The sequence below is a fragment of the Ruegeria sp. CE8 genome (assembly GCF_056537465.1).
This window is the reverse complement of sequence record NZ_JBQFRP010000012.1, coordinates 142,021-160,452: the sequence shown is the minus strand read 5'-3', so window position 1 is coordinate 160,452 and position 18,432 is coordinate 142,021. Positions and strand designations below refer to the sequence as shown.

The window sequence follows — 18,432 nt, the reverse complement described above, 5'->3', positions numbered from 1 at the left end:
GCCCATAATTTTGCACAGCAATTGCGCATAAGTTTGCACGATTTGCTCATAAGTTTGCACTGTTCACCATACGCGCTCCATTGTCGATTGACTTAGCGTAGCTCGATCAACTTGAACGCATCAAAACTCAATCTAAAGTGCATTTTTGGCTGGAATAATTCAACCCAAGGCCGAACAACGCACCTCAATTGCAAGGTTGTGGTAGATGCCTTTCAACGTAGTGCGGCCAGGTCGGCCTTCTCGCAGGCAGCCAACTAGTACTTTGGCGACACAAAAAGATTGTAGGGACGCGCATTTCCAAACTTTCTTCAGAGGCAGATCAGCTAGCGCTCCAATCTGTCACAGCCAACAAGTTGGATTGCTAGCTGATCTGAGCAAGAGAACGCCGAAAAAGCCGTAGGCTCATTAGTAACAAAGCAATTCCCAACAACGTCATCCAAACGAATTCCGGCCAGACAATCTCAATACCAGCGCCTTTGAAAACAATAGCCTGACTTGCTGACATGTAGTGGCGTGACGGCAGAACCAAAGTACCTGCCTGCAACCACGCCGGCTGCCCTTCAATTGGGGTCTCTCCACCTGAAAGCATTAGCATTGGCAGCACAATCAACATGACCAGAAGCGCGAACTGCGCCATTGAGCGTGCAATGGTTGCTAGAAACACCCCAAGCGCCGTCGCAGTAAAAAGAAACAACGCCGTGCCAACCAAAAACAACATCTTGGATCCAGCGATACTAATACCCAGAGAACCCTGCATCACAAAGGTTAGTGAAAGACCAGCCGCGACCAAAACCACTGCTGCATTCGCCCAAATTTTGGCAATGGCAATGTCAAATGGAGCAAGAGGCATGGCAAGGAGATGTTCAATAGTCCCGTGCTCTCGTTCTCTAATCATTGCCGCTCCGGTCAATATAGTTGTGAGCCACATGATCTGGCCGATCAAAGCAACGATACCAGCAAAACGCACAGTATCTCTATTTGGGTTGAAGGCGCTTCTAAGAATGACACTGATTGAGGGAGCATCTACTAGATCGATACCAATTGCATAGCGATGTATTTCAGCGCTCAAGATACTGGTGATGTAGTTTGCACCAATTCCGGCCTGTTCCATAGCGGTTGCGTCAATAAGAACTTGAATCTCCGGACTGCGCCCCGCGCGCAGGTCCTTCTCGAATCCAGGGGGCACAGCCACAACGAAAATAAAGCGCCCAGCGTCCATGTAGGCAGGTCCTTTTCCGGGTTCGATTTGGACGACCGGTTGGAACTCTGGTGGGAAAAACGCTGTGGCAAGTGCTCGAGAAAGCGGCGAGTCGTCTTCATCCGCAAACGCTATCGAGGCATTGTTTACAGAACTTGCCACTCCGGTTGCTTCCATGATCGGGGCCAGCGTGAAAGACCAAACCAACAATGCCATCATCACCCAATCACGGCGCAGGCTCATCACTTCCTTCAAGCCTAGCCAGAATATGCAGTACAAGCGCTGCATTCACTTCTCCTGCGCTCGAAGACATAGGGCTGCGATCAGCGTCAGAACTGGTCCGAAGCAGGCGAGGGCCAGAATGTCCGGCGCAAGGGCCTCCCAACCCAAACCTTTAGTGAAGGCACCGACGTTTAGGTGTAGGAAATATGAGGAAGGCCAAAGTGAGCCCACCACTTGTGCGCCTCCTTCAAGCGTTGAAACAGGTTGCAACAGGCCTGAGAACTGGATTGTTGGGACAACTGAGGCGATGGCAGTTGCAAATGTGGCGGCCACCTGACTGGATGTCATTGTAGCGATCAATAACCCGTAGGATGTTGTTGCCCAAACGTAAAGAAGGGCACCAACAGCCAAAGGGAAAGGATTTCCTTTTAACGGCACCCCAAAAAGAAAAACGGTCATTCCGGCCAAAAGCAGAAAATTTGCGTAGGCGATCAATATGTACGGAATTTGTTTTCCGACTAGAAATTCAAGCCGCGTGGTTGGTGTCACGTAGAAATTGACAACTGACCCCAGCTCTCGTTCCCTTGCTACGCTTACGGCAGTCAAAACAGCTGGCAGCATAATCAGTAAGATAGCAGGCATTGCCGGAGCCATCGCGGCGATGCTTTCAAAGCTCTGATTGTAGCGAAACCGGGGTTCGATCCTGGCGATATCTATCTGGCTTTTGCCGTTGTTAAGGGTATATTCCGCGAGAAATGATTGGTGCAATCCGGAAACATAGCCTTCAACCGTCTCACCCTTAAATGGGATAGCACCGTCCACAGTCGCAAGTATCTGGGTCGGTTCACCCGTACTCATCTTTCGGTCAAAGTCAGGTGGCAACTCAACAACCAGAGAGACCTCACCTGCTACTAGACGGTCGCGCCCTTCGCTGGCGCTTTGCAGCGGCGATGTGGCTTTAAAATAGGACGATCCGGCGAATTCAGCCGAATAAGCACGACTCTCCGGCCCCTGAGACAGGTCAAGTACCGCGAATTCAAGCTCATCGACATCCAGCGTAATTCCAAAGCAAAAAACCAACATTAGGATAGCAGAACCCAGAAACGCGAAAGCCAGACGCACCGGGTCGCGAGCTACTTCAACGGTTTCGCGCCGCGCATATGCCAAGACACGAGAAAACGCTCCTCCCCCGGCGTGGGATTTGGTCCTAAAACCCACCTCTGGCGCGACAACAGAGACCGGTTTTTCTGCTGCTTCCAATATCGAAATGAAGGCGCCTTCAAGGTTTTCCGCCCCTTCAACAGCGATTAGTTCAGCCGGAGTACCTTCGGCTAGAACTCTACCAGCATGCATAAAAGAAACGCGATCACAGCGTTCCGCCTCACCCATGAAATGAGTGGACACAAAGATCGTAACCGACTCGGTTCGAGAGAGCTCAATCAGCAAGTCCCAGAAGGAATCGCGCGCCTCTGGATCCACACCGGATGTTGGTTCGTCGAGTATTAGCACTCGCGGACGGTGGATCACAGCTACGGCTAGCGACAGTCGCTGTTTGATCCCCAGGGGCAGTGCCGTCGCCAAGGTATGACGGTGCTCCTCGAGCCCAAAGCGCTCAGTGAGTTCCGAAACACGTTGTTCTCGGTCGGCAATTGCAAATATCCGCGCGTGCAATTGTAGGTTCTGATGGACCGACAACTCGCCATACAAGGAAAAGGCCTGGCTCATGTAGCCTATTTCACGCCTCATTTTTCGGTCATATGCATCGACAGGGTTGCCAAACAGCAGTGCTTCACCTGAGCTGGATGGTAACAAGCCAGTCAACATCTTCATTGTCGTGGACTTGCCGCAACCGTTTGATCCTAGAAACCCGAATATCTCTCCGCGATTGATTGTGAAGTCGACGTTGTCTACGGCCGTGAAATCACCAAAGCGTCGTGTCAGTCCACGCGCAACTATCACTGGGCTTGCTTCGATCTTCCCATTCGTTTTGTTTTTCCCCGCCGGTTCGACAGGCAACTCCCGTGCTCTCAGACGCCGATATGCAATTTCGAGGTCGACATCACTCCCTTTCAATTCGGCGGGCTTCCCATGAAAGATGACTTGACCCGCGTCCATCGCGACAATTCGTTCAAAACCGTCGGCTTCTTCCATATACGCCGTTGAAACCAATACCGACAGTTCGGGGCTTTTTGCTCGGATTGCATCAATCAAAGCCCAGAACTGCCGACGCGACAACGGGTCGACCCCGGTCGTTGGCTCATCCAAAACCAAAAGTTTGGGGTCATGGATTAACGCACAGCAAAGACCTAGTTTTTGTTTCATCCCACCCGAGAGCTTGCCCATCAGACGGTCTTCAAACTGCGCAAGCCCTGTCGCAGCCAATAGCGCTGCGATACGATCATCCCGCTCTGAATGCCCTTGAGCAAAGAGACCTGAGAAGAACTCAAGGTTCTCGCGTACAGACAGCTCCGGATACAGGTTTCGACCCAGCCCTTGCGGCATGAACGCGATGGCTGGGCAAATGCTGTGTCGATGACCAGAATCGCCAATCGGGCCGCCTAAAACGTCGATATTGCCGGATTGCAGTTTCTTTGCGCCGGTGATCAAACCAAGCAGTGTAGACTTTCCCACCCCATCCGGCCCGATAAAGCCAACAAGCTGGCCGCCTGGCAGTTCTAACGAAACAGAATCCAATGCGACATGCTTGCGATAATGGTGCGTAACACCTGAAATGTGAATATCGCAGGCGTCATCCTCTACTCTCATTCGAACAACTCTTCTGGGATGCGTTGTTCAAGCGCCTCAGGCCAAGCAGCGGCTGGGTTTAGCCGGATCACCGCGACACCGCGCAGACCGGTTTTGACGTGCTCAATCCGACTTTCAACCAAGTCTATTGGGATACGGACGCGAACGCGAAAAACCAGTTGCTCTCGCTCATCCAGGGTTTCGACCTGTTTGGGGGTGAATTGTGCCTCGGGAGAAACAAAGCTCACGTATGCAGGTATCGCATATTCCGGCAAAGCGTCGAGCACGATGCGAGCCTCAGCTCCAATGGGCAAAAGTCCGGCTTCACGCGCCGGAAGAAAAACTTCCATGTAAACATTCTCAAGGCCAAGAATAGTCAGGATTGGTTCGCCCGCGCCAACCACCTCTCCGGGTTCTGCAAGCCGGTAAAGCACGCGTCCGGGCAAAGGTGCCACTAGAGCGCTGTCTTCAATCTGTGCCTCAATCCTGCGAGCTTCCGCCTCAGCGGCAGCAATACGGCTTTCCGCGGTTGCAACTCGGGCTTTGGCGGCGCCCAATACTGCTGTAGCAACCTTATGAGTGGTATCGCGATCTTCAAAAATAGTTTTGGAGATGTTTTGTCCTGCCAGCAACGCCGTGGCACGATCAAGCTCTTGCTCGGCCCTGCGCTGTTCGCTTTCGCGTTGCACAACGAGCGCTTCTGCTTCGGCCCTTGTCTGATTTGCCAAGGCTACCTCGGCTCTAGCCCGGTCCAGGGCGGCAGATAGCTCATCTATGTCCATTTCGGCCAGGATTTGACCGGCTGCAACCATACTGCCCTCTGTTGCCGTTACCTTCGCAACCCGACCTGCATTAGTTGGTGCTATTTCGACTTGTTCCGCTTCAACCCGCCCGTTTCCTTGCACAAATCCGACCGGCAATTCATCGCCATCCTCGGCAACAACGACATACAGCAACGCACCAGCAATTACTAAACCAGCCAAAATAAGAAAAACCGATAGGTTTTTGGTCATAGCGTTTCACCTGAAACGGGGTTTCTGGCGCAGAGTTTAGTGTCTCAAAAGACTCAAAGCCTTGTTTTGGATCAAAACCGATCCGGGCACCTCAGTTCCAAGCAGTTGTTTGTATGAACACTGGTTTGGGTGTTGCAGGTTCTTTCGCGGTGGGTTGGAAGAAGTAGACGTGAAGCGCTTTTGTTATCAGTTTGGTATTGAAACGGGTTGTCTTTATGGCCGCCCCGGCTTGGCCTACACTGACAGGACCTCAGAAATCGAGATTTCGAGAAAGGTTCTGCCATGATACGCTTCTATAGAAACTGGACGTGCGAAGGTCATGTTTTTCGAGGTAGTTTTCTGGCTATCGACGCGACGGTTTTGGCATGAGAGATACGATCAGCCCCTCTTCGGAACTCGCCGCTATAGTGGCACGATGGATCAACGCCTACGGTCGGGGCGATGGAGAGACGGTGGCACATCTATTTTCTGACGACGCCGCCCTGTCATACTTTGGCTCAGCACACGGCGAGGCTTGGAAAGGCGATGCGCTGCGTCGCGGTATGGAGCAATACATCGGTGAGGTTCCACGGTTCAAGTGGCACCCAAAAGACCTGAGAGGATTTGAATGCGGATCACTCGGTTGGGTCGAATGGGAAGCAAGCATTGAGGGTATTGAAACAGGACAGATCGCGCACCTACGTTCTACGGTCATTCTGAAACTCGACAAAGGATCCTGGAAGATTGTGCACGTTCACAATTCTCTACCGGTCAACAACGTAGAGGGATTTGGGTATGAGGCCAGAGGCTTTGAGGAACTGCTTGATGCCGCCCTCTCTACACCCCACGAACTCGGCCAAAGTGGTATAGCGACCATCATGTTCACCGATATCGCGGACAGCACAAAAATCGCTGAGGCTATAGGCGATACGCTTTGGAGCGACGCCCTCGGAAGACATCTGCGACTTGTCGAAACGCAGATCGTCGGGAGTGGTGGACGTACGGTGAAATCACTGGGAGACGGGGTGATGTCGTCTTTTGCTTCCGCAAGGGCAGCATTGCTGGCAGCTCAAAATATTCAACAGGCGAACGCGGCGGAAACAAACGAGCCAAAGTTGCGGGTTCGCATCGGCTTGCATACCGGCGAAGTGATTACTTCTGATGCCGATCACTTCGGGACCGTTGTCAACAAGGCCGCACGAATAGCCGCTCTCGCTGCACCAAGTGATATCCGCGTCTCGGATGCCACACGGATCATGGTGGGCGGATCACAGGATTTTCAGTTTGCCGAGCAAATGACTGTTCCGCTTAAAGGTCTCGAAGGAGAGCATACAATTTTCAAACTCAACTGGCTTGAGATAACTTGAGACCGTAAGCATGAAAACAGAAATCCCAATGCAACGAATAATGTACTCGAGTGAAGTCCCAATCTAGACACCCAAAGCTTATGTTAACACGCAATTTAAAAGCCTAATCGGGAAGCCGGGTTGCAAAGCGGAGCGGCGCCAACATGACTTCTGAAAGCAAAATAACTTATCTTTCTGACAAAGACTTGGAAGGTTTAGGTATCCAACCTTCGGAAGTTGCCGACGCGATTGAATCTGCGCTGATAGCCAAGGCAAGTAAGCAGCTTCATACGTCCCCCAAGACAGCCATTTTGCCCGGGGATGGACGGTACGCAATGTCGACCTTGGCAGTAGGAGATGATGGGTTCATCGTGACCAAACAGGTAACGGTGTGTCCGAACAATCCGGCAAAGGGACTCCCTGCGATTAACGGCGCTATCATGGTAATGGACGGGCAAACCGGGGTTCTCCGGGCAGTCTTAGGGGCAAATTGGGTAACGGCTGTTAGAACAGCGGCACTGTCAGTCGTCGCCGCGCGTCGACTTGCTGATCCAAATGCTGAGACAGTGGCTTTTGTTGGGGCCGGCGTGCAAGCTCACTCCCATTTGGTTGCGTTTTCCGAGGTTTTCCCCTTGAAAAGCATTCGTGTGTTCGGACGCGGCAAAGCGAATGTCGACAAGCTTTGTCGCCGGGCTCGGGACATGGGCCTCGAGGCCCAAACAGCCGCCAATGCCAAGGACGCCTTGCGTGATGCCGATCTGGTAGTGACATCAATAACTTTGGACTATTCCATCGAACCTTTTCTGGATGCCCGATGGCTAAAGCCGACTGCCTTCGCCGCCATTACAGATGCCTGCATTCCGTGGCTTCCAGAGGGTATGACCGCTTTCAAAACTGTTATTGTTGACGACCGAAAACAGGAATCTGAAAGCGACAAACCAATGCTGCCCTATCAGAAAGTAACAGGGGACTTGACGGAAATTGTCTCGGGAGCAGTCGATACCACTTTAAGCGAGAAACCGGCTGCATTCGCTTTCAGAGGGATTTCTTTGGGAGATTACGCAACAGCGGTACTCGCAGTTCGTCGGGCCGCCGAGGTACGAGCTCGGCAAAAGTAGGAATCTTTCGGCTTTGGGCTCGGCGCTGCCATTTTCTGCGATGAGCATGATTGACCGCTCGCAGCCCCGAACGGTCTTTGAAAGCTGGAAGTTAACACCTCAGCCACCGTGGCTCGCTCTGACCGGTTTTATGCTAAAGTAAGCAGGCACCAATTGGAGATCATTAGCTCGGAGCGACGGAGATGGAACGCAAATTAGCGGCCATTTTGGCCACCGATATAGTCGGTTTCGCGGGATTGGTATCACGCGATGAGAGCGGAACACTAGCTAAGTTGGTTCGACTAGAACGTGAAATCATCGGCATGCAGGTGGAAGCAAACCGGGGTCGTGTTTTCAAGTCTACTGGCGATGGGTTTTTGGCTGAGTTTTCGAGTGTCTTTGAAGCGGTCAATTGTGCAATCAACATTCAAAGAGCGTGTGCGCGCGAAGTACGCCAATCGAACAGTGACGACCCACTCATTTTACGCGTCGGAGTTTCGCTCGGTGATGTCGTTGTACACGGCGACGATATTCTCGGAGACGGCGTAAATACTGCCGCACGGCTTGAGGCAATAGCGGAACCAGGTGGAATCGCGGTTTCAGGAGAAGTAATGGCGCAAATAGCGGGCAAGATAGATCTTCCGCTGGCGGATTGCGGTCACAAAAGACTCAAGAGCACTGATACTCCAATACATGTCTACATGACCGTTTCAGAACCTGGAGAGGAAGGGGGTTTTCTGGATTTTGATGAAGATGAATTGGCCAAAACCTTAGTGACAGGTGGCTGCATCTGTGGGTTGGTCCGGTATGAAATAAACGCACCCGCCATAAGCACAGGGTATTGCCATTGTAGTTGTTGCAGAAAATTTTCTGGTTCAGCAGTGAATGCATGGGCAGCCTTTCCCGCTTCTGCTGTTCGATTTCTCACCGAGGAACCTCGATACTTCGCAACTACGCCGATAGCAAATCGTGGCTTTTGTGCCAGATGCGGGGCAAGTCTAACTTATAAGCTCGTGAAGCCACGAGAAACGGCCTATCTGGTCCTGCATACTTCGAGCCTCGACCAACCAGAAAACTTTGCTCCTTCGGTCCACTCTGGAATAGAAAGCAAAATGCCATGGTTTGATATTTTGGATGACTTACCTCGCACAAGGTCTTCGGACTCTAGAGTTTTGCAAGAAGCATGGTCAAGTGTCGGTCTACCAGACCCTGAAACTTGGGGACCTTTGGCTAAGCCGCCTGTAGTGTTTTAGTGATCGAGCGATTTCTGCTTTATCCGCAAAGAGAACATTCCTAGCGTTTGAGAAAATGACAACATCGAGCCCAATGCGGGCGCCCATAAGACGTTAGCGAGGCTGCACAGCGACCGACCGCTCGGAGTCCAGATCGGTCGGTCGCTTTTTCTAGATTTCCAGTGTCCCCGGCTCATGATCTACTGATCGGCTTGATGTCCATTGAAGCCATGTCGCGGCGGTCAACAGTTCTAATATGCGACAGCACCTCCACCTCGAAACTTTCCTTGAAGGTAAAGGGCCCCAAATGGCCGGCACCTTTCAGAACCTTTAGCTCAGCAAGCTTACCTTGGGTTGCCAGAATTTCTGCGATGCGCTTCGTGTGCGCATGAGTCTCCGATCCGAGCATGATCGTAAAGGGAATTCCTTCATGAAAAATATTTTCTGGATCAGGTTCATTCAGAAGCGCATCGAAATCGCTTGGGGCTTTGTGAACCCAATTAATCATAGCGCACCTGCGTTCACGGCTCAGGGCTTGCCAAGAGCCAAGTCCTCCCCAAAAATCGGTAAAAACCTGTGCGCTAAACTCTTCGCATCCCTCTTCTATGCCAGTTCGTATTGCGTTTGTGAGGCTTACAATCTCGGAACACAATGAACCGTCAGCCGCGTTTCCGGCTTTCAGTAGGCTGAACAAAGTTGGTTCATAGAGACAAAGTGATCGAACAAGGTCGGGTCGAGCTCTGGCGATATGCAACGCCAGCGCTCCTCCATACGAGTGTCCAATCAAGTGAGCGGGTCTGCCAAGCTTCTCAATCTCAGTGATGATCGAAGCAGCTTCGTGTTCCAATGTGAACGGCCCGTCGGGGATTTTATGACCCCGAGACAGGGTTCCAATTAGGTCGGGCGCTATTGTTTTGGTTTCATCGCTCATCCGGGCAAACAGAGTGCGCCACTGGCTTCCGTCAGCACCGGAACAATGTAGCCCCACGCAGGGAGCGGGCGAAATTTGGGACCGGGACGGCGAAGCGTGTAGTGATGCGTCAAATTGTTTATTCATGTGATGACCTCCAATCTGAATTTCACAATGGTGTCACTCATCTGTCCTTCAACCTATCGGACACATGTCCCGGCTAGACTCAAAACGACGGGAAATTGTTGGGACATTTGCCCCAAATTGACTAAAAAAGGACATGCGAACCGTTAGATACACTTCCTCAAGCGATGGTACGTCGCTGGCGTGGAGCAAATCCGGAAACGGCCTGCCCATGGTAAAGGCGGCTAATTGGCTTACGCATCTCAGTTATGATCTCGACAGTCCAATTTGGTCTCACTGGATCGAAATGTTAGAAAGTCAATTCACCCTTGTTCGATATGATGAGCGAGGCTGCGGATTATCTGACAAGCGAGTTGAGAATCTGGGTATTGATTACTGGGTTGATGATCTCGAAGCTGTAATCGACGCCTCCGAAATAGGTGAACCATTTTATCTTCTGGGTATTTCTCAGGGTGCCGCGACTTCTATCGCGTATTCGCTCATGTATCCCGACAGGGTCGCTGGGATGATACTTGTTGGCGGCTATGCAAGGGGCAGTAACCACCGCGGATCGGTTGCCGCCAAAAACTACAGGACTGTTATCGATGTATTTCGCCTGGGTTGGGAGACTGATAACCCGGCGTTTCAAGATGTATTTACATCAAGATTTCTACCTGGTGCGCCAGTCGAACAGCGCTCTTGGTTTACAAATCTTTGCCAAAAAACCGTTTTGCCTGAGACAGGGGCCGACCTGCTTATGGCGCGCGCTGACGTTAATGTTGAAAGTCTATTGCCAAAGGTTTCAGTTCCAACACTGGTGATCCATTCAAGGGATGATCAGGTTATTCCGTTTGAAGAAGGGCAACGTCTCGCTCAGAAAATTCCCGGAGCGACAATGTCTGCTTTAGAGGGAAAAAATCACATTATCCAACGCGATGAACCTGCCTGGCGCGCTTTTTCCAAGAGCTTGCTTGAATTTACATCTTCCGGTCAAACGATGGACTTTAACGATTTGACAAAGCGCGAGCAGGACGTGCTGAGACTCATCTGCCAAGCAATGAGTGGTAAAGAAATTGCTAGAAGTCTTCAAATGAGTGAAAAAACCGTTCGAAACCACACAAGTAAAATCTACGCCAAACTTGAACTGCAAAACAGACAGCATGCAATTCGCACGTATGGGCATCTGTTCTGATCAGAGCATGATACTGCAAACCTATTAATCTGATCTAACGTGGCAATGGTAGCTCTGTCCGCAGAGCAATCGTTCACACCGAGCGCCGCGAAGGTTCGATTGCCGCTCGCCGCTATTCACTTCAACAACTGTTCGCAGACCAAATTGGGTATTCTTCCAGCGGCAAAAATATGTTTCCACATGTTGCATGCTTGCTATGACTTGCCGCTGGTCTACAACTGGTGTCGTCAATCAGGAATGCCTGCGGCTGCCAGCATTTTATAGTAAGCGTCATAGATTTCTGGTTTTGCGATAGAGATACGAGCGCGCATATGCCGGAACATTGAAACGCTAAAATCGGGTTCCCGCGACATGTGAATACCTGCGAGCTCTCTAGCTCGGCTCCCATTGCCGAGAGCCATTTCCGCCACAAGTTCGTTCAGGCGAAAGACAGTCACAGTATTATGAAATGCACGCATTTTTTGGGCAGTTTCTCTTAGATCGCGCCAGTTCCCTTCCGCGATTTGCGACAGGCTGATACCCATGTGGACCCGGTAGTTTAGTGGGTCATTCGGGTTAAGTCGGAGCGCCTCCCTTGCATGTGCCTGTGCCGTTTGTGCTTGGCCCATCAGGCCATGCAGTACGCAACTGGATCCCCAGGCTGAAACGCAATTTGGGCTTCTCTCGACGACTTGATCCACAAGTGACAAACCGTACTCTGTATCCTCCGAAAGAAACGCGAGTACGTAACCGGCATATGCTTGCGCCTCTAGGTCAAGATGTGATGCCGCCAGAGCCTCATGTGCCAGCTGAATTGCGCAATCAAATCGGGCCTCGTTTGGACGCGTATCCGGGTTCCATAGCAAAGTGCGGATCCAGCCTCGAAGAGCGCTTGCCAATGGGTACTCACTTGAGAGTGAAAGAGCTTTTGACAAATGGTCGTCTGCTTCAGTGAAATTGAACCTGTAGATCAAGGACTGCGCACGTAGGAAGTGATCATAGGCTCCAAGGGTGTCAGGGCGCTTGTGAGCAGCACGGTCTATTTCAGCTTGTCGGATACCTGGCGCAATCGAAGCAACGACAGCCTCGGTAATCTGGTCCTGAAGCGCAAAAACATCATCGAGCTTGCCATCGTATCGATCCGCCCAAACATGAGAGCCGGTTTCAGCATCAATCAGCTGACCCGTGACACGCAACCGGTCACCAGCGCCGCGAACGGACCCTTCCAATATATAGCGGACACCAAGCTCACGGCCGATACGACGCACATCAACCGAAAGCCCTTTGTAAGAAAAAGAAGAGTTTCGGGCGACCACGAATATCCAGGGCACTCTGGATAAGCTGGTGATGATGTCTTCGGTAATACCTTCTGCAAAGTAATCCCGTTCAGCGTCAGGCGACAGATTGTCAAAAGCCAACACCGCCACTGAAGGCCTGTCAGGACGGGATTGAGTTAACGGGGATTCAGTAGCAAATGCTGTTTGTACTGAGTAAGCAGTTACTGGGCGTGTGATATTCTTCAGATATTGCGGCCCCAATTCGGTGAACGATACATCCACCTTACCCACAAGGTCTTCGTAAACCCGACCTGAAACGATGATCCCTCCGGGAGGAGCAAGACCTTCCAGCCGGGCCGCGATGTTGACGCCGTCACCAAGAACATCACCGTCGTCGTCAAAAACATCGCCCGCGTGAATTCCCATACGGAATTGCATTTCCGGACTTTGCCCGCGCGCCCCGTTCCGCTCAGCCATCTGTCGTTGCATCGTTTCCGCACATGCCAGCGCATCTACAACCGAGGAAAACTCTGCAAGAAAACCATCACCGGTTCTTTTGAATAGGCGTCCGCCATTCAAACCGACATGCGGCTCCAGCGCCCTAAAGTGGCCCCTATATGTGTGCAATGCGGCTTCCTCGTTAGCACTGACAAGCGCGCTATAGCCAACAACATCAGCCACGAGTATGGCAGCCAAGTACCGCTCCAAACCAAATCCTCCCGCGTATCCATTGTGAAGGAGAGTCAAAGGGATATTAGGGGTTTCGCGCATAAATCGCGATCATTAATCAATGAACATCAGTGACCTAATAACGACACACAAGCTTTTTGCTTTTGGGTAAATTAGGCGGAAGCGGACCTCGAAAAACCGAACTTTGTAATTTCGACTTTGCACCGCAGCACACACACTGGAGCAAGTTGCCGCGAATGACTGCCTTAAAGGCAAAACGAGCTTCTAGCCGCGAATGCAAGGTTTTGGCTTGGCACTTTGAAAAGCCTTCCTACTCGGGTGCCATTAAAATTCTAGGTTCGGCACCGCACGCTTGCTATCGTTTCATTAAGGGTCCATTGGCGGAAATCAGAATGACGATAAGGGCGTCTTCAAGAAAGGCATTCGAGTACAGAACACGTCTCACCGACAATCGGATTTGGGACATGTTCGCGCTGCGCCAAGGAGACGTGATTGTTGCAACACCGCCAAAGTGCGGAACAACATGGACGCAGGCCCTTGTGCTGTCGCTCTTGTTTGAAAAGCCTGGTATGGACAAGGTCATGGATGACCTGTCGGTTTGGCTCGACCCTGCGTTTCGAGATCAACTCCCCATAGCTCGAATGTTCGAAGCTCAAAGCCACAGAAGATGCATCAAGACCCATACGCCATTTGACGGCATCCCTTTCGATCCAAATTGTACCTACATCGCGGTGTACAGACACCCAATCGACGCACATTTTTCGATGCGCCGACATGTGGCAAACCTGAAGGAAGACCTGATCCAAGACAGGTTCCCGGATGAGCCGACAGCTTCATTCGCCCTTTTTCTTGGTGAGACCGTTCGAGAGGCGATGGCCGATGGAATCACCCTTGAAGCCATCGTTCATCACTTCAAGTCCTTCAAGTCAAACATCCAATATCCCAACATACACATTTTCCACTACGCCGATATGCGGCGCGATTTACTCTCTCATACCAGAAAGCTAGCTTCCGTACTCGACCTCAAAATTGACGATGAAATGTTGGCCGCAATTGCGGAAAGTATGCAGTTCGAGAACATGCAAGCTAATGCGCGCGCGAGTGCCAAAGAAAAAACACAACGGTCCACGACCTTCAAAGACCCGTCAGCCTTCTTCGATAGCGCAAGTAGTCGCAAGTGGGAGGGCAAGCTGTCAGACGAAGACCTTCTTGCGTTTCACAAACGTCTTGCAGAGTTGCTTCCGGAAGCCGACGCGCGATGGCTTCAGTCTGGCGGAGAGCTTCCTGTTTAGGACCTCGCTTTCTTAGTAAAGATTGCCGCTTCGGGACCGTCTCGGCCATCTGAGACTTTTTGCCGGATGACCCGTAACCACGATGAGCGGTCATTCATGCCCGCGAACGCGGCCAGGGTTTGCCCTAACCAATAACAGCCGTTCGCCGCGGTTTCGCCAGATGACTCGAATGCGGACGAAGCGGACACTTCAAAGTTTGGTGGTCGAGGCCAACCTTGGGCATGGTTTGTGGTAAGATCCATGCATGTCCTGCGAGGGAGAGTACCATGATCGACGCAGAACAGCGATTGATAGACCACAACATCATTTTACCAGCGCCGCTGAAATTGCCTGTTGGTATGGTGTTGCCATTTCCGTGGATAAACGTTCGGGGCGACCGGGCGTTCATATCTGGTCATGGACCACAAGAAACAGACGGTACTCCGGCCGGGCCATTTGGAGCAGTCGGAGATAATGTGTCTGTGGAAGAGGGCTACGCCTCAGCACGCAAAGTCGGGCTTTCTATTCTCGGCAGTCTAAAGCGCGAACTTGGCAGTCTAAACCGAATAACGGGGTGGTGCCGAGTTCATGGGATGATCAATTGCAAATCTGGCTTCAGCGATACGCCTGCGGTTCTCAACGGGTTCACGGATTTGATCATTGACGTCTTTGGAGAAGAGATTGGCCGCCATTCACGTACCGCGGTCGGGGTAGCAGGTCTACCAATCAACTTCCCAATTGAAATCGAAGCAGAGGTTATTGTCTCAAGGGCCTAGAATACACGTGGATCCGGAACGACATACTAGGAAAAAAACAAGCAGCAATGTCGCTGCGCCAGCCGGAAGTACTGTATGGAAGATGGCATTTGGGTGAGCCAGAAAGGAGACTTCATGATTAAGTTTATGCCTAAGTTTCTGATTGTAACGGCGCTTTGTACGATCCATTACTCTCAAGTAGCCCTCGCGCAAAGTCACACTCACGACGCTGAGAGCTGGTCTAGTACAAAACCATAGTCCTGCTGACTATTGAAACTGACCTCGACGGGATAATTGTCGACGATCTGCAAGGAAGCGTTTTCTGCGCCAACCTGAAATGCCCCAACTTCGGTGGTGCCGTTCTTCAAGAAACGAATGGAGAGCCCCTGCTTGTCCACAATGTCCTGGCTGTCCTCATATCCAGCCGGAGCAAAGCGCATACGTTTACACTGAAGTTCCAGCGTCATGTTTCCGGTTTGATTAAATGCATTGGGATTAGGCCCGGAGTTGAACGACCATTCCGCCGATGCTGTAGTTGCCATTGCCATCATTAGCGTTCCAATGGAAATCGTCTTGAAACTCATTTTTTCTCTCCATGGAGTTACGGTTCGCACTGTCGTTCAGCGGAGATTCCAACCAATTGCCCGGACAGCCAGGTCAAGAAACAGGTTCGCCGTATTCGTTTGCGCCTTCTTGGGAAGGTCGTGTCAGCCACCAGATCATCAGGACAGACAGAACCAATTGAAGAATTGAGACAACAACAATACCGGTTACGCCCAAGACTGCCGCGGGTCCTCGTAATGCATCGGGGTTTTCGGTCCCTTGCTCCAATACCGAGAAGAACGCCACCCCACCCAGCATAACAAAAAGCGTTGTAATGCTGAGCGCCATCGGCAGCAGCAAATACCAGCCAGGTCGTCCTGTATCATGCAGCCTCCGCCAACCGGCGGCCAGCATGGGTATGACAACGGCCAGTTGGAAAACAGAGGACAGAACCCGAGATCCCTGCCCTGTTTCGGGGTTGGTCCCGAATATGATCGTATCCAGCACAGCTAAAGCAGCGCTCGCGACAACCACAAACAAGAAGAACCACCAGTATTCTGAGCGTAAAGCCCGACCGGAGAACTGGAAGTATTTCGAGAAACACGTTTTAACTGCTTCGCCAAATCCCATATTTCACTCCATTCTTTCTTTGCGGCCTCAAATCGCTTCGCCGTTCAGGGGAACACACTCGCCCCTAAGGATGCTCCCTCTTACCTTTTTGTTTGAGCGCAGAGGCCTATCGTACGAGAGCGTAGAGAAATTTACGCGCGGAAAAAATATTGATTTATTAGAAATTAGATTCAAACATGCGAATTCGACACAACTTTATTTTACCTCCGTTATTGTCGTTGCTGCTCGCTGTGCCGAGCCCTTCCGACTGCTGGAGTGAGTGCTGGCGGTCGGAAGGCACTTTACAATGATTGAGCGCTGGGAGGACGCGATGCTCAGACTAAACGTACTCGCCCTCTGTCCAGAGTTTGCTCTAGCATTTGCTAGTGACGTCATTCGGCCTTCACACGTTATTGTCGGCCCCGATAGTCAACGAAATATCTTCCCGCCGACCAAGCCCCCCGCGGCAAGTTTTGGGAATGGTAGTCACAGGATCAAGGTATGTTCAATTGGCTGCACAGACGCGGGAGCTTCAAACAAGCGCATCCAATTTCACTAATTTCAAGGGAACCAGAGGGAGAAGAAAATGTCTAACAAGATGGTGATGATTGCAGGCGCGACATGTTTCGCACTGCTTGCGGCCTGCGACGATACGAGTACATCAAGCGCGTCCGCCGAGCTCACGCCGGCTCAGCAGGCGTGTTTGCGAGATGTAGCTAACACGACGAACAATTCGCAAGTCGTGGTGCTCTCATCCGCGTTTAGCGAGGCGGGAACACAGGTCACAGTCGGCGTTGGCGAGGATCGTGCTCCTTGGAATTGCATTGCTTACAGTGATGGCGCGACAGCTGGTATCGAGTTCCTGGGCGACGAAGGCGCATTGTGACCTGTCTGCTGCGTAGCTGAAAACGGCTGCGCAGCACTGGCTTGATCAGCTGAGGCTCGACTTGGTTTGTAGAACCACCATCATCGTATTCGCGGTCATGTACCTATTGGCGTTGGTTGCATTCTTGACGGGCACATTTGGCTGGTTGGGACAGGAACGAGACCCTTTGTCCGGAGTGTTCCTGCTGCCGTTGGGACTACCTTGGATACTTGTGGCGGACTTATTTTCGGATTCCGCCAAGCCGTGGTTCGCGGCGATTGCTCCGGCGCTCAACCTGTTAGCGCTGGTTTTGATTTGCAGATGGGCACGCAGATTGCGCCAGTAGTGGTGGCTGAACTCTTTCTCACCAAAAGGGAGGAAAACATGGGAAAAGTAATCTTGGGAATTGTGATCGGGCTCGTCCTCGGCGTGGTTGGGGCGATGACCTTGGGTGGCGGGGCCGCGGTGGGTGTCGGCGTTGCGACAGGCTTGTCCGCCGGTGTCTGCACCACATTGAAAGGAGCACAAGCTGAGAACCTTATCACCGCCGAGCAAGCGGATCAGATCCTCAACCGCGTAAATTCCGAAATGGCGTCACTGCAAGGAATTGAAACGACGGACGAGATCGTCGGCAGCGCGCAGGCATGCGATGAATTTCTGTCAAAGTTACGAGACGCGAAGTGAGGTTCCGCTTTGTACGGAACAAAACTCTAAGGATCAGCCAGCAAGGGACCATCTGATGAAATTCGCTGTACTCAAATTCCTCGCACCGATGTTCGCAATCGCAGGCACGGCTTCTTTTGCAATGTCTGAAGCAGACGACGCGTGTATCGATCATTTGCGACAGGTTGGAGGACCAGACGGTCAATCAGGTACGATTGAAAGCTCAGAGTTCTCAGAAGCGGGCACGCTCGTCATGCTACGAGACGCAGGCGGAACACTTTGGCGCTGCATCGCGTACAAGGATGGTAGCATCGGCGAGATGTCGGTTGTCGAAGCGATGGATGATGGCGGTGGAGCCATGGCAGGCGCCGCCGGGTCTACTGGTAGCCAACGTGTCAAATTCGATGCTGGTTCCACCGGCGCCGAACTCGTTGGTGAACTCGCGCCCGGAGCGTCACAGCAATATGTTCTCGGGGCAAAAAACGAACAGTTTCTTTACGTCCGCGTTGCTCCGCGAAATGGCTCCTTAGACTACGTTATTCGTAACCCCGATGGTTCTGAACTGTTGGGATTAATGTCGGCGGACAAGGAGTATCGAGGGCAGCTTTGGCAATCTGGTGATCATGTTGTGGAGGTTATCAATCGCAGCAACTCTTCCGTCGGCTACAACGTAATTTTCGGAATTGAATAGGTGATCGACCAGAAGCCCTTGAACACGTTCCC

The 18,432-nt window shown here is 51.8% G+C and carries 16 protein-coding genes; 9 read left to right on the top strand and 7 right to left on the bottom strand.

Annotation, left to right across the window (positions count from 1 at the left end; all coding sequences use genetic code 11):
- Window positions 1-361: 361 nt before the first annotated feature.
- The 3 genes from ACR0AA_RS18520 to ACR0AA_RS18510 are packed head-to-tail and all read right to left on the bottom strand — an operon-like array spanning window position 362 to window position 5,178.
- Complete coding sequence (locus ACR0AA_RS18520) at window positions 362-1,486, bottom strand: ABC transporter permease (protein ID WP_480665978.1); 1,125 nt, start codon at window positions 1,484-1,486, stop codon at window positions 362-364.
- Window positions 1,487-4,186: a ribosome-associated ATPase/putative transporter RbbA gene (gene rbbA / locus ACR0AA_RS18515; protein WP_480665977.1), complete on the bottom strand. Its 2,700-nt coding sequence runs from the start codon at window positions 4,184-4,186 to the stop codon at window positions 1,487-1,489.
- Window positions 4,183-5,178, bottom strand: coding sequence for an HlyD family secretion protein (locus tag ACR0AA_RS18510; RefSeq protein WP_170575335.1), 996 nt, complete (start codon window positions 5,176-5,178; stop codon window positions 4,183-4,185). Before ACR0AA_RS18510 ends, rbbA begins: the two co-directional genes overlap by 4 nt.
- A 365-nt stretch (window positions 5,179-5,543) precedes the next feature.
- On the opposite strand from ACR0AA_RS18510, the gene ACR0AA_RS18505 reads away from it, so the two are divergent.
- From ACR0AA_RS18505 to ACR0AA_RS18495, 3 genes are all read left to right on the top strand, one after another.
- Window positions 5,544-6,524: a nuclear transport factor 2 family protein gene (locus ACR0AA_RS18505; RefSeq protein WP_480665976.1), complete on the top strand. Its 981-nt coding sequence runs from the start codon at window positions 5,544-5,546 to the stop codon at window positions 6,522-6,524.
- Window positions 6,525-6,667: 143 nt separating this feature from the next.
- Complete coding sequence (locus tag ACR0AA_RS18500; protein ID WP_480665975.1) at window positions 6,668-7,621, top strand: ornithine cyclodeaminase family protein; 954 nt, start codon at window positions 6,668-6,670, stop codon at window positions 7,619-7,621.
- 182 nt (window positions 7,622-7,803) lie between these two features.
- Window positions 7,804-8,853: a GFA family protein gene (locus tag ACR0AA_RS18495; protein ID WP_170389671.1), complete on the top strand. Its 1,050-nt coding sequence runs from the start codon at window positions 7,804-7,806 to the stop codon at window positions 8,851-8,853.
- A gap of 172 nt (window positions 8,854-9,025) precedes the next feature.
- Here ACR0AA_RS18495 and ACR0AA_RS18490 read toward each other — a convergent pair whose 3' ends face one another.
- Window positions 9,026-9,889 carry an alpha/beta fold hydrolase gene (locus ACR0AA_RS18490; protein WP_480756656.1) on the bottom strand — a complete coding sequence of 288 codons (864 nt, stop codon included), beginning with the start codon at window positions 9,887-9,889 and terminating at the stop codon, window positions 9,026-9,028.
- A 208-nt stretch (window positions 9,890-10,097) separates the two neighbouring features.
- Between ACR0AA_RS18490 and ACR0AA_RS18485 the strand changes: the two genes are divergently transcribed.
- Entirely contained in the window at window positions 10,098-11,057 is a 960-nt protein-coding gene (locus ACR0AA_RS18485) for an alpha/beta fold hydrolase (RefSeq protein WP_480756654.1), read from the top strand.
- Window positions 11,058-11,284: 227 nt separating this feature from the next.
- On the opposite strand, the gene ACR0AA_RS18480 is transcribed toward ACR0AA_RS18485, so the two are convergent.
- Complete coding sequence (locus tag ACR0AA_RS18480) at window positions 11,285-13,009, bottom strand: adenylate/guanylate cyclase domain-containing protein (protein WP_480665972.1); 1,725 nt, start codon at window positions 13,007-13,009, stop codon at window positions 11,285-11,287.
- A 458-nt stretch (window positions 13,010-13,467) separates the two neighbouring features.
- Here ACR0AA_RS18480 and ACR0AA_RS18475 point away from each other — a divergent pair, with 458 nt between their 5' ends.
- The gene (locus tag ACR0AA_RS18475) at window positions 13,468-14,295 is read left to right on the top strand and encodes a sulfotransferase domain-containing protein (protein WP_480665971.1); all 828 of its coding nucleotides are present in this window, start codon (window positions 13,468-13,470) and stop codon (window positions 14,293-14,295) included.
- Window positions 14,296-14,561: 266 nt separating this feature from the next.
- On the top strand, window positions 14,562-15,050 hold the full coding sequence (locus ACR0AA_RS18470; RefSeq protein ID WP_170389686.1) for a RidA family protein: 489 nt from the start codon (window positions 14,562-14,564) through the stop codon (window positions 15,048-15,050).
- A 200-nt stretch (window positions 15,051-15,250) separates the two neighbouring features.
- Here ACR0AA_RS18470 and ACR0AA_RS18465 read toward each other — a convergent pair whose 3' ends face one another.
- Together ACR0AA_RS18465 and ACR0AA_RS18460 are read right to left on the bottom strand one after the other, a co-directional pair.
- A complete protein-coding gene (locus ACR0AA_RS18465; RefSeq protein ID WP_480756650.1) occupies window positions 15,251-15,613 on the bottom strand; it encodes a hypothetical protein in 363 nt (120 codons plus the stop codon).
- 73 nt (window positions 15,614-15,686) lie between these two features.
- Complete coding sequence (locus ACR0AA_RS18460; protein WP_480756648.1) at window positions 15,687-16,202, bottom strand: DUF805 domain-containing protein; 516 nt, start codon at window positions 16,200-16,202, stop codon at window positions 15,687-15,689.
- Window positions 16,203-16,767: 565 nt separating this feature from the next.
- Between ACR0AA_RS18460 and ACR0AA_RS18455 the strand changes: the two genes are divergently transcribed.
- From ACR0AA_RS18455 to ACR0AA_RS18445, 3 genes are all read left to right on the top strand, one after another.
- Window positions 16,768-17,067, top strand: a complete 300-nt coding sequence (locus tag ACR0AA_RS18455; protein WP_170337109.1) for a hypothetical protein — start codon at window positions 16,768-16,770, stop codon at window positions 17,065-17,067.
- Between the two features lie 300 nt (window positions 17,068-17,367).
- Window positions 17,368-17,730, top strand: coding sequence for a hypothetical protein (locus tag ACR0AA_RS18450; protein WP_170470484.1), 363 nt, complete (start codon window positions 17,368-17,370; stop codon window positions 17,728-17,730).
- A 55-nt stretch (window positions 17,731-17,785) separates the two neighbouring features.
- On the top strand, window positions 17,786-18,400 hold the full coding sequence (locus tag ACR0AA_RS18445) for a hypothetical protein (protein ID WP_170408626.1): 615 nt from the start codon (window positions 17,786-17,788) through the stop codon (window positions 18,398-18,400).
- Window positions 18,401-18,432: the final 32 nt, after the last annotated feature.

Bases quoted from the DNA above. Each gene is read 5' to 3' on its own strand.
- ACR0AA_RS18520 (WP_480665978.1), bottom strand. From the start codon at position 1,486: ATGCAGCGCTTGTACTGCATATTCTGGCTAGGCTTGAAGGAAGTGATG.
- rbbA (WP_480665977.1), bottom strand. From the start codon at position 4,186: ATGAGAGTAGAGGATGACGCCTGCGATATTCACATTTCAGGTGTTACG.
- ACR0AA_RS18510 (WP_170575335.1), bottom strand. From the start codon at position 5,178: ATGACCAAAAACCTATCGGTTTTTCTTATTTTGGCTGGTTTAGTAATT.
- ACR0AA_RS18505 (WP_480665976.1), top strand. From the start codon at position 5,544: ATGAGAGATACGATCAGCCCCTCTTCGGAACTCGCCGCTATAGTGGCA.
- ACR0AA_RS18500 (WP_480665975.1), top strand. From the start codon at position 6,668: ATGACTTCTGAAAGCAAAATAACTTATCTTTCTGACAAAGACTTGGAA.
- ACR0AA_RS18495 (WP_170389671.1), top strand. From the start codon at position 7,804: ATGGAACGCAAATTAGCGGCCATTTTGGCCACCGATATAGTCGGTTTC.
- ACR0AA_RS18490 (WP_480756656.1), bottom strand. From the start codon at position 9,889: ATGAATAAACAATTTGACGCATCACTACACGCTTCGCCGTCCCGGTCC.
- ACR0AA_RS18485 (WP_480756654.1), top strand. From the start codon at position 10,098: ATGGTAAAGGCGGCTAATTGGCTTACGCATCTCAGTTATGATCTCGAC.
- ACR0AA_RS18475 (WP_480665971.1), top strand. From the start codon at position 13,468: ATGTTCGCGCTGCGCCAAGGAGACGTGATTGTTGCAACACCGCCAAAG.
- ACR0AA_RS18470 (WP_170389686.1), top strand. From the start codon at position 14,562: ATGATCGACGCAGAACAGCGATTGATAGACCACAACATCATTTTACCA.
- ACR0AA_RS18465 (WP_480756650.1), bottom strand. From the start codon at position 15,613: ATGAGTTTCAAGACGATTTCCATTGGAACGCTAATGATGGCAATGGCA.
- ACR0AA_RS18460 (WP_480756648.1), bottom strand. From the start codon at position 16,202: ATGGGATTTGGCGAAGCAGTTAAAACGTGTTTCTCGAAATACTTCCAG.
- ACR0AA_RS18455 (WP_170337109.1), top strand. From the start codon at position 16,768: ATGTCTAACAAGATGGTGATGATTGCAGGCGCGACATGTTTCGCACTG.
- ACR0AA_RS18450 (WP_170470484.1), top strand. From the start codon at position 17,368: ATGGGCACGCAGATTGCGCCAGTAGTGGTGGCTGAACTCTTTCTCACC.
- ACR0AA_RS18445 (WP_170408626.1), top strand. From the start codon at position 17,786: ATGAAATTCGCTGTACTCAAATTCCTCGCACCGATGTTCGCAATCGCA.